Below are 13158 nucleotides of genomic sequence, written 5' to 3' on the forward strand. Positions count from 1 at the left end.
TCTTTTATAGAAATTGTTGAACAAATAAAAAAATAAGAAAATGGCACATCCCAAACGAAGACAATCCTCTACACGCAGAGACAAAAGAAGAACTCATGATAAAGCTGTAGTTCCTCAAATAGCTAAAGACGTAACTACAGGTGAGTTCCACCTTCATACCACCTGCAACGACCGTTGGGCTGATGTCACCGACGCGCTCGATGTTATCGAAGGCCTGGACCATACCGACGACCGTACCAAGGAAGCCGAGCGATGGAGCCATAGCGATGAAGAGCGTGATCCAGGAGAGGTTCTTCTCGAGGAGACCACCCTGTACACCACCGTAGGATACGACAGACTTCTCGACGATGTCGATACCCTGATTGGCACGCAGCAGCGCCTGGTAGGCGATGGAGGCGATAGGGCCACGCGTGTCACGAGCGATACTCTTAGCCTTCTCGAGGTCACCGGCAGCCAGTGCAGCCTCGATATTCTTGAGGAGCTGGTCGGGGTTGGTGTTCGCCAGGTTGAGGTAGATGATACGCTCGAGGCAGATAGCCAGACCGAGGATCAGCGTGATGGCGATGAGCGCCATGAAGTCTGCACCCCCTTCGATGAACTTCGTCTTGAGCTCCTGGTGGAAGGTCGTCTCAGCGGCGACTTCTTCACCAGCGGTAGCGCTAGCGTCTGCAGCAGCAGCCTGAGGGGCAGCGGCAGCAGTAGAGTCCACCTGTTCGGTAGCTGGGGCAGCAGCAGCGCTGTCTGCGTTCTGAGCCATAGCCATCGTGGAGAAGCCGGCAGAGAGAAGAGCTACGCAAGCAACGGTTGCGAATAACTTTTTCATTGTCGAATAGTTGTTTGTGAGTTAGTAAGTTTATTATTCTGTTCGTTCCTGAGGGGACCAGCAGCGATCGCTATCGCGCTGATCCAAAGGCCATTCCTCGGCGAGCGACTACTGGGCAGGGCCTAGCAGGAGCAGGGAGAATACAGCTCTTTCAAGTCCAAAAATACAGCTTTTCCTCACTAAAACAAAATCCTCCGTCCGCGCAGCCGATCACGAGCTCCCCTCTAGACCAAGCACATTCTTAGCCCGTCCCCCGCCGAGCTCCTAGCTCGGGCTCCGTCCCTCCCCTACCCCGCACGCTACTTCACCTCGTCACCCAAGCCTAGGGACGGAGCTCCATAGGCGTCAAAGAGCAAAGGCAGGCCGCAGCCAGACAAGGGCAGAGCAGGGCCAAGCAGCTGCAGACAGGGCGCTTCGACCGACTTGGAGCGGAAGTCCTCATGAGCCAGAAGCAATCCCCTCCTATAGCCCAGCCCCTCCCTTATATAATACGGGGTATCCGCCCGCTCTAGGGGAGACCGCACCGAGGGATATCCATCAGCCATCTGATGGGTAGCAGTCAGCCTACCGAGGGGTATCAGTGGGAGCGCTGAGGGATATGCCTCAGAGCACTGGAGGCTAAGGGGAAGCAGCCCCCTCCTAGTCTTGGGCTAGCCTTCCTCCTATAATAACGAGCGCGTCCCCACCCGACTGCCTAGACAGCCGGATGGGGACGCGCTTACTTTGAGGAACTGGGAGGCCGAGCCTTAGACCAGACCCTTAGCTAGAAGATGAGCGACTGTAGCTGGTAGACCAGCGCGCCCGCCAGATAGCCCGCCAGTGCGAAGGCACTGAAGCGCTTGAAGTAGTAGCCGAAGCTGATCTCCTCCAGTCCCATCACCGTGACGCCCGTAGCCGAGCCGATGATCAGGAGGCTGCCGCCCGTCACCGCACAATAGGCGAGGAAGACCCAGAAGCTCCCATTGACGACGAAGGGCGTCAGCGCCCCCGAGGCATCCACAGGGTACATCCCGAGGACAGCGGCCACCAGAGCCACGTTGTCCAGCATCGCCGAGAGCACCCCGATGATCCCCGCTAGCAGCCCCGAGCTGGGAATGAGCTCGGAGACGTGCGTGGAGGCCGCCGCCAGCTGCCCACCCTCGATGAGCGCAGCCACCGACATCAGAACCCCGAGGAAGTAGAAGATCGTCGTCAGATCCGCACTGTGCAGCAGCTCCGTCATCCTCAGGCTCGTGGCCGAGCGCAGGCGCCTCTTGTGACGGGAGAACATCAGCTCGGTATAGATCCACACCAGCACCAGCCCGAAGATGACGCCCATGAAGGCCGGTACGTCGAAGAAGGTCTGCCAGATAGGCACTAGCATCAGCGAAGCGATCCCGAGGAGGAAGACCGTGATACGTGCCGACTGCGGCAAGATGTCGGCCACATCATCCTCAGGCACATCAGGCAGCGTACGCAGGCGTGCCCCCTTCTTGAAGAGGAGGAAGTGTGTGAGCGTCGTGGCCACGAGCATATTCACCAGCGAGGGGATGATGAGGTGGAAGATCTGGTAGTAGGGCGTGATGCGCCCGCTATTCCACAGCAGCAGCGTGGTCACGTCCCCGATGGGCGACCACGAGCCCCCGGCATTACAGGCGATGATGCTGAGGCAGGCGTACTTCATACGATCGGTACGGTCGGGCACGAGGCGGCGCAGCACCGCGATGATGACGATAGCCGCAGCGAGGTTATCCAGGAAGGCGGAGAAGAGGAAGGAGGCGAAGGCCACACGCCACAGGAGGCGGCGCTTATTGGTCGTCTCGACGATCTTCGCCACCGACTTGAAGCCCCCGTAGTTATCGATCGTATTGACCAGCACCATGGAGCAGAGGACGAAGAAGAGCGTCCCCGAGACATCCCCGAGGTGCTCAGTGAGCTTGAGGGACAGATAGTCCGAGACATCGTGCGCTGCCTCCTCGGCAGGAGCGTGACGCAGGAAGTCAGCGAAGCCCTGCGTAGCGGCGGCGATGTCGGTATCGACCAACAGGATGAACCAGAGCAGCACGCAGGTCAGCAGTGCCGTGGCGGTCTTGTTCACCTTGATCTGCTCCTCGAAGGCAATCCCAAGGATGCCGAGGACGAAGATCAAGGGCATGAGATAGTAGGTAGGCATTGGATGATAGAGCTTGGATAAAAGGGGCTGCCTCACGCAGCCCGAGCCCGAAGTAAGGCCCTAGAGGTAGAGACAAAGGGAGCTACCCAGCACCCAGTGTAGCCTACGCGCCCGAAACATTTCGCCTGAGGCCGTAGGGAGACTATAGCCCGCAGGGCGATAGCTGAGCCCCAGCGGGAAGCTCAGTGCCAGCTGTGGGCAGACACGCCAGTAGGGCGTCGCCTCTAGCCCCATCGTCAGGGACCAGGTAGGGAACTCGGGGACAGGCACCCCGGGGTGGAGTGACTCAGCCCCCAGATGGCGCCGCAGCCCCAGCCAGGGGTGTAGCCTTAGGCCGCGGTTGGCGTAGAGCTGCCAGTTGCGCCCCGCCCCGAGCCGTAGCTCGAGGGCCTGCACACGGCCTAGCGCCTGCTGTGTGCCCCCCACGGCCCGCAGCTCGTCGAGGCTGAGGAGGAAGTGCCCACGAAGGAAGTAGGCGGAGTCCGCCCAAGGGCGGTAGAGCGCCGCTAGCCCGAGGCTGCGGCTATAGAGACGTGCATGGTCGCTACGCTGCTCCACGCCGTACTCCAGCTGCACAGGCAGCTCGAGCGTCAGCCGCGGGAGCTGCGCCTCGGCGTAGTGGTGCGTGCGCAGGGCATAGCGCTTATCCCCGAAGATCTGCCCCGTGATCCAGTAGCCTACATGCGCCGAGAGGATCCCGAGGCCCGCCCCAGCGACGACGTCGCCCAGCCAGTGCCTATTGTTCATCAGACGTCCCAGTCCCGCAGCGCCTGCGAGGCTATAGCTGAGGTAAGGCAACCAGGGGTAGCGCCCTCCGTACTCGATATTGAGTACTTCGGCCGAGGCAAAGGCCATAGCCGTATGCCCTGAGGGGAAGGAATTACGCGAGCTGCCATCGGGGCGCTGCACGCGTGCTGTGTACTTGATCGCAGAGGTCACGGCCAGCATCGTCGCCGTGGTGAAGGCATCGGCCGTCAGTGCTTGCCAAGGGCTACGCGAGACCCCCTGCAGCCCGCCGAAGCTCATCCCCAGCTGCACCGCCATCGGGGCGAACTGTAGGTAGTCGTCGTAGTGGTGGCGGAAGGTGGGTATATAGCCGTTGCGCAGCGCACGTATATCCTTATTATGGAGGCTTTGGATGAGGCCGAGACTGACCAGCGGCACCGTCATCCGCAGCGTGGAGCGGAGGTCCTGCCGCACATACCAGGCGGTGCTATCGGCCTGCTGCGCCCTGAGCGGAGCGCTGAGGCTAGCGACACAGAGCACAAGGGCAAGGAGCGAGCGAAGGGATACAAGCATAGCGTGATCTACTAGAACTGTCCGAGGGCAAGCACCTGCCACTGAGCCGAAGCCTCGCCCTGTAGGTCGTGCGTCACCAGCAGCAGCGTCGTCTCGCTCGGCACGAGGCGGTAGAGGAGTTCGTCGAACTGCTCCCGATACTTACGGTCAAGGAAGCTGAGCGGCTCATCCAGGATCAGCAGCTCGGGCTGCGAGGCCAGCGCTCGAGCTAGCAGCGTGCGCTGCAGCTGCCCACCGCTGAGCTGCCCGATCGGCTGTGCCAGCAGTGAGGAGAGCCCTGCCTCAGCGGCGAGCTGCTCCACGGCCTCACGCCGTGCTCCCCGCCCCCGGAGCTCGGCGGGCAGCCCCGAGTCAATGACCTCCTCGACGGAGATGGGGAAGTGGCGATCCAGCTGGTTGATCTGCGGCAGGTAGCTCATCTCGAGCCGCGAGGTCTCCTGCCCTGCACGGTCGTAGCGCACCAGGCGCCCGCCTCTCAGGGGGATGAGCCCCAGGATGGTACGCATCAGCGTCGTCTTGCCGCAGCCATTGGGCCCCGTGATCGCCCAGTGGGCGCCCCGCTCCACGCTCCAGTCAAAGTGCTCCCGCACGAGTGTATCGGAGTAGCCGAGGCTGGCATCCTCCAGCTTGATGATCGTTGGCATAGCTGCTCTTAGTTGATTAGGGGCTTAGTGCTCGGCTAGTGCCCGGGCGATGCGGCGCAGCTCACCCTGCCAGTCGGCACTGAGGGGCCTAATGGTCTCGGTACGCGCGCCGAGCTCCTGGGCGATGCTCTGGACAATCTTGCTATCGAACTCCTGCTGCACGAAGACGACACGCACCCCAGCGGCACGCGCCTTGGCTACGATCTCCGCGACATGACGAGGCGAGGGCTCCTTGCCGTCCTCCTCCACCACCAGCTGGGTGAAGCCCCATTCCTCTGCAAACTCTGAGAGCGAGGGGTGATAGATGACGAAGGCCGAGGAGCTACGCCCTCGGAGCGTCGCCTCGAGCTCGGTCTGCAGCGCGTCCAGCTGTGCCGTGAGCGCCTGATGACGCTCGCTGTAGCGGGCTGAGTCTAGCGGGTTGAGCTCGACGAGCCCCACGAGCGCTGCGCTCGCCAAAGCACGCAGCCCGCGCACACTGGTCCAGTAGTGCGGGTCGTGGACGAGGCCATCAGCCCCGTGGCTATGCCCAGGGGACATCGCCTCAAGGCCTGTATCCAGGCGATAGAGCCTCAGCTCGGGGTTCTGCGTCTTGATCCGCTCGACCCAGCTACGCTCGAAGCCCAGGTCCCCCACATAGAAGAAGCCCTTGCTCTCGGTGAGGGCACGCACGTCCTGCGTCGTGGGCTCATAGTTCTCGGGGCTCGCTCCCTGCGGCAAGAGGGTCGTCACCTCGGCCTCCTCACCCGCCAGACGGGCAAGGATATCAGCAGCAGGCGCGATGGTCGCCGTGAGCTGCATCGGGCCCGCCACCCGTGCGGCGGGTCGGCAGCCCGAGGAGAGGACGAGCAGCGCGAGGGAGAGGAGAAGGGCAAGACCTTTCATAGGGAGGGGAATCTGATAGGATAGAGAATGAGGACACCCAAGGACACGAGCAGGCTAGGCAGCGCCTACTGGTGCCACCAGCGCCGCAGAGCCTCACGGCTCGTGGGGGACTCGGTCTCGGCGGCCTCCTCCACGGCATCGGGTAGGTGATAGAAGAAGTCCAGTCCCGTGCGCTGCTCCAGCTCGCGAACCGAGAGAGTCAGCGAAGGGATCTGCACACTGGGGCCATAGCTGCGGTGCTCCGTCCAGAAGGCTATGGCGTGGTACTGCCCACCCTTGCGTGCCAGCACGGCCATCCAGTAGTAGCGCGGGACGACGACACGCCCCTTCATACGCTTCGGCTCGATCTGTCCGTCGGCGATGGTACCGCCCTTAGCCACGTAGAGCGTATCGCAGAGCCCTCTGTCGTCAGCCCAGTCCTGCACACGGCGCTCGAGGCGATGCCAGATGCCGGCGTTGTGCACCTGCAGCTGGGGGCTCATATTGGTGTAGTAGAAGGTCTGCTCATTGGCCTCGGGCGAATAGACCCTATCCTCAGAGGCCACGAGGTGCCCACGGCTGTAGCCGCTGCGGCGGAAGAAGCTCGCGGTGTTGTAGCGGGCGGGCACCTTGGGGTCCCAAGCCCAGGCCTCGCTGCGGCTGACCTCCTTGACGGCCGTCTCGGGCGTGAAGGAGAAGCAGACCCAGCGGGCATGCAGGCGGGTGACATCGTACTCCAGCGAATAGGTCACACGCCCCGAGGCACGATGCGTGACGTAGTAGTTAGCATTACCTCCCGCCAGACGCGGCATCTCCAGCAGCGTCGTATCCCCATTGATGATCTCATCCTCGATCGCCCCGAGTGGCGTGTAGGGCGAGGTACACACCGTGCTATCCCCTGCCTGCCCTAGGGTCTCAGCTGCCGAAGAGGGCGCAGCGGTCTCCGTACGCGAGAGTGCACGGTAGCCTAGATAGCCTAGGAGGATGAGCAGCAGCGGCCAGAGGCGGCCGAGCCTCCCCCATCCCTTAACCTTAGCTGAACGTCTACGTCGAGCCATGCGTCGTACTACTCCTTATTTATATAGGTAGCGGCGTATACTCTGCTTGGGCGTCTTCTCGAAGGGCTCCTCACGCAGCTCGAAGCGCTGGATCTGCTCGTAGCTCCCCACCTGGGCGTTGAGGGCCGCACGCTGCGCCTGGATCTGCTGCCAGCCCTCCTCGAGTGTAAGGCCGTGCTCCTGGAGGAGCTGCTTATTGGGCACGATGAGCGCCTCCAGCTTACCCTCACGCATCAGCACGAGGCTCTCCTGCACATAGGGCAGCAGGCCGATCTTAGCCTCGATCTCCTCGGGGTAGATGTTCTGCCCGCTAGGGCCGAGGAGCATCGCCTTGGAGCGTCCACGGATGTAGAGGAAGTGGTCGCTGTCCATCGTCCCGAGGTCGCCCGTACGCATCCAGCCGTCCTCGGTGAAGAGCTGAGCCGTCTGCTCGGGATTCTTGTAGTAGCCCATACAGACGTTCTCCCCGCGCACCTGGATCTCGCCTATGGTAGCATCATGCCCCTCGGCGTGCTCGCCCTCGAGCGGGGCGATACGCGCCTCCATGTAGGGATGCAGCACACGGCCGCAGGAGCGCAGGCGCCACTCATCGGCTCCGATATAGGAGATCAGAGGGGCGCACTCGGTCATCCCGTAGCCTACGGTGATGGGGAAGCCGATGCGCTTGAGGAAGGCACCGACCTCGGGATTGAGCGCAGCACCGCCTACGATGACCTGACGGAAGGCTCCGCCGAGGCCCTCGGTGAGCTGCTGGCGCACCTTGCGATAGACGATATTGCGCAGGAAGGGCAGGGCGAGCATGAAGCGTACCTTGCGCGACTTCAGCACGGGTTGCAGGGTATTCTGGTAGATCTTCTCCAGCACAAGGGGCACGGAGATGACGATCGTGGGGCGCACCTTGCGGAAGGCTGCCCCGAGGATCTTGGGCGAAGGCACCTTACCGAGTACGACGACACGCGTACCGCTGGCCATAGCGAGGCAGAGATTGATCATGCAGCTATAGACGTGCGCCATGGGGAGGAAGCAGAGGAGCACCTCTCCGGGGCTGATGATCTTGCGCTCCATGCAGAAGACGAGGTTGCCCGCGAAGTTGTTCCCCGAGAGCATCACGCCCTTGCTGAAGCCCGTCGTCCCCGAGGTGTAGTTGAGTACGAGGAGCTCGTCATTGGGCGTATGGTAGTAGCTGACATCCTCGGGACGCATCCCCTCAGGGTAGCGTGCCTGATGCTGGGCGCGCGCCTCCTGGAGCTGACGCTGGAGCGCCTCCAGTCCCTCGGGGCTGTAGAGCGCCGTCCCCTCCTGGAAGTCCACCACGGCCGTGAGCGCGGGATTGAGCTCGGGGCGCATCTGCTCCCACAGCTTGGCATTGATCCCTAGGATACGCGCCTCGGAGTGGCTGATAATCTGCTGGGCATCAGCAGGGGGGAAGTCCTGTAGTATGGGGACGATGACGGCACCGTAGGTGATGGCTGCTAGGAAAAAGATCCCCCATTCGGCGGAGTCCTTACCCATGAGGGCGACCTTCTCGCCACGCTGCAGGCCCTGAGCAGCAAAGAAGCTATGCCAGCAGTCAATCTCCTCGGCCATGCCCCCGAAGGTATAGGCTCGTCCCTCGTAGTTCTCCATCGCGGGCAGGTCCCAGTGCTTGCGGAAGCTGTCCTCAAAGAGCGAAATAAAGTTCTTAGCTATCATCAGCTGTTATCTAGTCGTCAGTCTTTAGGTTGATCGGCACACAAGACGCACCCCCTGCCTCACTAGGGTCAGGGGCCATCCTATATATAAAGGGGCGCAAATACTACTTCCTCGAGGTAGGCGCTAGCGCTAGTGCCTACCCCCTCTAATAACAAAGATACTAAATAGCCACAAAAGAGCGAGGTCAGCCCCCGTATCGGGAGGCTGACCTCGCTGTATCGCTAGCGCTCGAGGCGCTGCTGTAGTATTACTGCAGGCGGAAGACTACGGGCACGATGAATCGCGTACGTACGGCCTTACCCTGCTGGCGACCAGGCTTCCACTTAGGCATCGCCTTGACCACACGGACAGCCTCCTTGTCGAGCTCGGGGTCTACGCCCTTGATGGTCTCTACCTGAGAGGCGGAGCCATCACGCTCTACGACGAAGCGGACCATGACCTTACCCTGGATACCGTTGTCCACAGCGCGCTCGGGGTACTGGATATTCTTGGCCAGATACTTCATGAAGGCTTCCATCCCGCCAGGGAACTCAGGCTGCTCCTCTACGATCTCGAAGACCGTCTGGTCTACTTCCTCGTCCGTATTGACGTTCTTAGTCCCGAGGGGGATGTTGGGAGGAGGAAGGGGCTTATCCTGGTCTGCGGAGACGAAGGAGGGCTTGATGACCTCCTTGTTGTTATCCACAACCTTGAACTCCTCAGGCAGCTGGACCTCGGTCTGCTGTGCCTGCTGGGGCTCTGGTTCGGGTTCTTCGGGCTTCTGCTCGTCCTGGATGTTCATCACCTCATCAATATCCTTGAGGTCAAGCCCCGAAGAGGTATTCGTAGCCTGTGCGACGGAACTGCGCCACTCCAAGCTGACGAACACTACAGAGAGAGCTACCAGTAGTCCGAGCAGGAGCGACAGGCCTTTGCCACGCTCGAGGTCTGCCTTGGGGGACTTCTTGATTTCCATTACTGCTACACTTTATAGTTGTGATACATACGTACGCTCCCGCAAAGGGTGGGAGACGACTTAGTTACTTTTCTGAGGGCAAATATACGAATATATTTTCGTTCCACACACAGGCACAGACAGCTGCTGCACCCAGCGCGAGGGAGCTCCCTCGACCACAGGGCGCCTAGCCTAGGCTAGAGCCTCGTGGGAGCTGGACGATGGGCGGGGCCTTCTGCTGCAGGGGGCGGGCTTTCTGCACCGCCCTAGCCTATCCCTCTATATAACGTACACGCGCGAGCTCTAGTATCCCAGTCTCCACAGAGCGCTCACCTTCCTCAAGAGTGCCGTGAGGAGCTCGAGCGCAAGACAAGGCATAGGTCGCAGGCCCAGCCCTTCACGCAGGCAGCAGCTCCTTCTCCTAGCAGGCAGCGCGCCCGAGGGATATCCGTCAGCCGCCTGAGGGCTATCCCTCGGCGCCGTGAGGGACGTCCATCAGGAGGCTGAGGGATATCCCTCACAGGCCCCTAGAGGCTAGGCGGAAGCGAGCTCCCGAGACTCGGTGCGCAGGTCGCGCCCAAGCTCGGGCTGGGATAAGTCCGTAATTTATCGTACCTTTGCGGCGTTTTACGATTGTCTCGGAGACGAGCAGCCTGAGCCCAGAGCGCTGGCCTCAGACTCGTGTGATGGGAAATTAGAAGACACTAATTTTGAGTAACACATTATTAAGAACAGAATGAAGACATTCGCACTCAGCGGTGAGCTCCGCACCGAGCTCGGCAAGAAGGCCTCCAAGGGCCTGCGCGCAGGTGACCAGATCCCTGCAGTCCTCTACGGAGGCAACGACGTGGTTCACTTCACGGTTAGCCAGGAGGCTGTCCGCAACCTCGTCTACTCGCCCGACATCTTCGCTATCGACCTCACCATAGGCGGCAAGACGGTCAAGGCCATCCTCAAGGACCTTCAGTTCCACCCCGTCTCCGACGCGATCCTGCACCTCGACTTCCTCCAGGTAGAGGAGGGTAAGGCTATCGTCATGGAAGTACCTGTCGTCCTCACTGGCCACGCCGAAGGTGTGAAGGCAGGGGGTAAGCTCAGCCTCGAGATGCGTAAGCTCAAGGTACGCGCACCCTACACGGACATCCCCGAGCAGCTCTTCATCGACGTCACCGAGCTTGGTCTGGGTAAGACCATCCAGGTCGGTGCCCTCAGCTTCGATGGGCTCGAGATCATCAACGCTAAGAACGCTGTCGTCTGCGCCGTCAAGCTCACCCGTGCTGCACGTGGTGCTATGGCCAAGAGCGGCAAGTAAGCTCTCCCACACGCGTCCCACGGACGCCAGTGCTATACTACGAGAGGCTGCTCCATCCGATGGGGCAGCCTCTCCTCCTTGAGCCCCGCGTGCAGCTCAGCCGCGTGGCCTATCATCACCGATCATCATGCGCCCCCTCCTCACCCTCCTACTCCTCTGTGCTCTACCCCTGGCTGCCCACGTACGCCAGGAGGGACTGCGCACCGCCAAGCAGCTCGAGCAGCGAGGCGGCGCCGTCTGCGTCCTGGTGCGCGACCTCGAGACGGACTCCCTGCTCATCGACTGGCGCTCGAGGCAGGACTTCTGCCCCGCCTCTCTGACCAAGATCCCCACGACAGCAGCCTTCCTCGCCCTACGCGGTGCGGACTACCGCTTCCGTATGCCACTGCTGCTGGATGGCGTGCAGCAGGGCGAGACCTTCAAGGGGCGACTCATCGTGCAGGCCTCGGGCGACCCCTCCCTCGGCTCGCACTACGTCCCCGAGCGCACGCGTCTGCTACAGCAGCTCGGCGAGCTGCTCCGCCAGCGCGGCATACGCCACTTCACGGGCGGCATACAGCTCCAGCTGCGGGACCTTCCCGAGCCCGCCTACGGCGTACACTGGCTGGAGGAGGATCTAGACAGCTACTACGGAGCCCCCGTCTCGGGCTGCAACATCGGCGACAACTATGCCGACCTCTACCTCTCCAGCGATCGCGAGGGCGCGGCAGCGGACTATGACCTTGCCTCCGTCTCTCTGCCCAGCAGCTCAGGCCTCGAGCTGAGCAGCCGCACCAGCGTCAGCTCGCACATCAGCCCCGCGGGGGACAGCGTCTATCTCTCGGGGCAGATACGCCCGGGCCTCATGCGTCGCTACCAGCGTATGCCGCTCTCGAGCCCCGCACACTATGCCGCCCTATGGCTCAGCGAAGGCCTGCAGCAGCGCGGCATCAGCTTCGGCGAAGCCCCGCGCCTCGACTACGACCGACAGACGGCAGGCGATACCCTCGGCGTCTACGAGTCCCTACCCGCCGACACGCTGGTACGCATCACCAACTTCCGCAGCGCCAATGTCTACGCCGAGGCCCTGGCCTACCACCTCAACAGCCCCGAGGAGCGCCCCGAGGGCCTGCCCAAGGGGGTGCTGCGCTACTGGAAGGATCGGCTCCAGCTCGACAGACGCTCCCTAGACCTACGCGACGGCTCGGGCCTCAGCCGCTCGGGACGCCTGCAGCCACAGGCCCTAGAGCAGATCCTACGCTGCGTATGGCAGGACAGCACGCTGCGCGAGCCCTTCCTCTACAGCCTCCCACGTGCGGGCTACGAGGGCTCGGTACGCAGCCTCACCCTTCGCCCCGAGATCACAGCCCAGGTCAAGAGCGGCTCCCTGCGCGGCGTACGCGGCTATGCGGGCTACCTCGAGCATGAGGGACGCTGGTACAGCATCGTCTACATCGCCAACGGCATAGGCGCTGAGGCCGCGCGCCAGGGCTTCATCCAGACGGCCAACGAACTCTTCTATCCGCCTGCCCCAGAGGTCTTGCGGCACAAGGCGGGCGAGCAGGCTACCAGCGCTAAGGCAGGGGGGAAGAAGGCCCACAGCAGCTCGGCCAAGGCTACTAAGAGCAAGGCAGCGAAGGCCAAGTCCACGAAGGCCGCCTCCAGCAAAGCCTCCCGTAAGGGCAAAGGCAAGCGCTAAACAGAGCGCAACAAAAGCAATCAGGCCCCTCACTCCGCGATCGGGGGGAGGGGCCTGAGCTATGGGGGAGCCACGAGTGGATTGAGCGAAAACTCCTAGAAACAGGATTTGAGCTCCTGCCTACCTTTGTAATCTACCGCTCTCCCCGAGGGGAGAATGAGCCGCGGCCCATTGTAGCTCGCCATTGGTAGGTAGGTTGACTCGGTTTTCAATGTTGTACGTTGAGTTTCCCTATCGACAACGTGGCTCTTTGAGTCTTTTCCTACGACAAAGTTAAGCTTTATATACAAAGAAAACAAGCCCCCTGCCGCAGGGTGCTCTCACCAGCTGCTTCGCCCGCTGCCCTAGGGCTCAGCCCGCATCCCTTAGCCCTCGAGCGCGCCTACCCCACCGAGGGCGAGCCGCGCTGAGGGATATCCATCAGCCGGCTGAAGGACGTCCGTCGACCGCGTGAGGGATATCAGCCAGCAGCGCTCAGGGATATCCCTCAGCTCAGGTGAGGCTTAGGACAAAGCTTCGCGAGCTCCTTGAGCCGCCGAGCTGCGGGGTGAAGGTCAGCAGGCGGAGACCCGCTGGGAGCAGGCCGAGCGAAGCCTCTAAGGCGAGCAAAAAGCAGTGCCGAGTGTAGCCTAAGCCGCCTCGGCACTTTTCTTCGCAGCAGATTAAACCTTCGCTCCGCTGAGGCATCTAAGCCTTATCCCC

The 13158-nt window shown here is 61.9% G+C and carries 9 protein-coding genes and 2 pseudogenes; 3 read left to right on the forward strand and 8 right to left on the reverse strand.

All coding sequences use genetic code 11. The features are described from left to right. Positions 1-40 precede the first annotated feature (40 nt). A pseudogene (gene rpmF / locus Q0248_RS01970) lies at positions 41-166 on the forward strand (50S ribosomal protein L32); the annotation flags it as partial. On the opposite strand, the pseudogene Q0248_RS01975 reads toward rpmF, so the two are convergent. The 8 genes and pseudogenes from Q0248_RS01975 to Q0248_RS02010 form a co-directional block, all read right to left on the reverse strand. Continuing rightward, positions 149-823 (reverse strand): annotated as a pseudogene (locus Q0248_RS01975) (MotA/TolQ/ExbB proton channel family protein); the annotation flags it as partial. The pseudogenes rpmF and Q0248_RS01975 sit on opposite strands and share 18 nt — an antisense overlap. Before the next feature lie 763 nt (positions 824-1586). Further along, entirely contained in the window at positions 1587-2975 is a 1389-nt protein-coding gene (gene nhaD / locus Q0248_RS01980; RefSeq protein ID WP_299319114.1) for a sodium:proton antiporter NhaD, read from the reverse strand. 60 nt (positions 2976-3035) lie between these two features. Further along, on the reverse strand, positions 3036-4274 hold the full coding sequence (locus Q0248_RS01985) for a phosphatase PAP2 family protein (RefSeq protein WP_299319117.1): 1239 nt from the start codon (positions 4272-4274) through the stop codon (positions 3036-3038). Between the two features lie 11 nt (positions 4275-4285). Then, positions 4286-4918 carry an ATP-binding cassette domain-containing protein gene (locus Q0248_RS01990; protein ID WP_299319119.1) on the reverse strand — a complete coding sequence of 211 codons (633 nt, stop codon included), beginning with the start codon at positions 4916-4918 and terminating at the stop codon, positions 4286-4288. A gap of 24 nt (positions 4919-4942) precedes the next feature. Then, positions 4943-5803: a zinc ABC transporter substrate-binding protein gene (locus Q0248_RS01995; RefSeq protein ID WP_299319123.1), complete on the reverse strand. Its 861-nt coding sequence runs from the start codon at positions 5801-5803 to the stop codon at positions 4943-4945. A gap of 65 nt (positions 5804-5868) precedes the next feature. Next, positions 5869-6840, reverse strand: coding sequence for a DNA/RNA non-specific endonuclease (locus Q0248_RS02000; protein ID WP_299319126.1), 972 nt, complete (start codon positions 6838-6840; stop codon positions 5869-5871). Positions 6841-6855: 15 nt separating this feature from the next. Further along, positions 6856-8532: an AMP-binding protein gene (locus Q0248_RS02005; protein ID WP_299319129.1), complete on the reverse strand. Its 1677-nt coding sequence runs from the start codon at positions 8530-8532 to the stop codon at positions 6856-6858. Positions 8533-8779: 247 nt separating this feature from the next. Continuing rightward, positions 8780-9487, reverse strand: a complete 708-nt coding sequence (locus tag Q0248_RS02010) for an energy transducer TonB (RefSeq protein ID WP_299319131.1) — start codon at positions 9485-9487, stop codon at positions 8780-8782. A 715-nt stretch (positions 9488-10202) separates the two neighbouring features. Between Q0248_RS02010 and Q0248_RS02015 the strand changes: the two genes are divergently transcribed. Further along, positions 10203-10778, forward strand: a complete 576-nt coding sequence (locus Q0248_RS02015; protein ID WP_299319134.1) for a 50S ribosomal protein L25/general stress protein Ctc — start codon at positions 10203-10205, stop codon at positions 10776-10778. 127 nt (positions 10779-10905) lie between these two features. Further along, on the forward strand, positions 10906-12456 hold the full coding sequence (dacB, locus tag Q0248_RS02020) for a D-alanyl-D-alanine carboxypeptidase/D-alanyl-D-alanine-endopeptidase (protein ID WP_299319135.1): 1551 nt from the start codon (positions 10906-10908) through the stop codon (positions 12454-12456). Positions 12457-13158 lie beyond the last annotated feature (702 nt).

This window comes from uncultured Porphyromonas sp., assembly GCF_938046015.1.
Classification (GTDB): Bacteria; Bacteroidota; Bacteroidia; order Bacteroidales; family Porphyromonadaceae; genus Porphyromonas.

Coding starts and splice junctions, on each gene's coding strand:
- nhaD (WP_299319114.1), bottom strand. CDS start 2,975: ATGCCTACCTACTATCTCATGCCCTTGATCTTCGTCCTCGGCATCCTT.
- Q0248_RS01985 (WP_299319117.1), bottom strand. CDS start 4,274: ATGCTTGTATCCCTTCGCTCGCTCCTTGCCCTTGTGCTCTGTGTCGCT.
- Q0248_RS01990 (WP_299319119.1), bottom strand. CDS start 4,918: ATGCCAACGATCATCAAGCTGGAGGATGCCAGCCTCGGCTACTCCGAT.
- Q0248_RS01995 (WP_299319123.1), bottom strand. CDS start 5,803: ATGAAAGGTCTTGCCCTTCTCCTCTCCCTCGCGCTGCTCGTCCTCTCC.
- Q0248_RS02000 (WP_299319126.1), bottom strand. CDS start 6,840: ATGGCTCGACGTAGACGTTCAGCTAAGGTTAAGGGATGGGGGAGGCTC.
- Q0248_RS02005 (WP_299319129.1), bottom strand. CDS start 8,532: ATGATAGCTAAGAACTTTATTTCGCTCTTTGAGGACAGCTTCCGCAAG.
- Q0248_RS02010 (WP_299319131.1), bottom strand. CDS start 9,487: ATGGAAATCAAGAAGTCCCCCAAGGCAGACCTCGAGCGTGGCAAAGGC.
- Q0248_RS02015 (WP_299319134.1), top strand. CDS start 10,203: ATGAAGACATTCGCACTCAGCGGTGAGCTCCGCACCGAGCTCGGCAAG.
- dacB (WP_299319135.1), top strand. CDS start 10,906: ATGCGCCCCCTCCTCACCCTCCTACTCCTCTGTGCTCTACCCCTGGCT.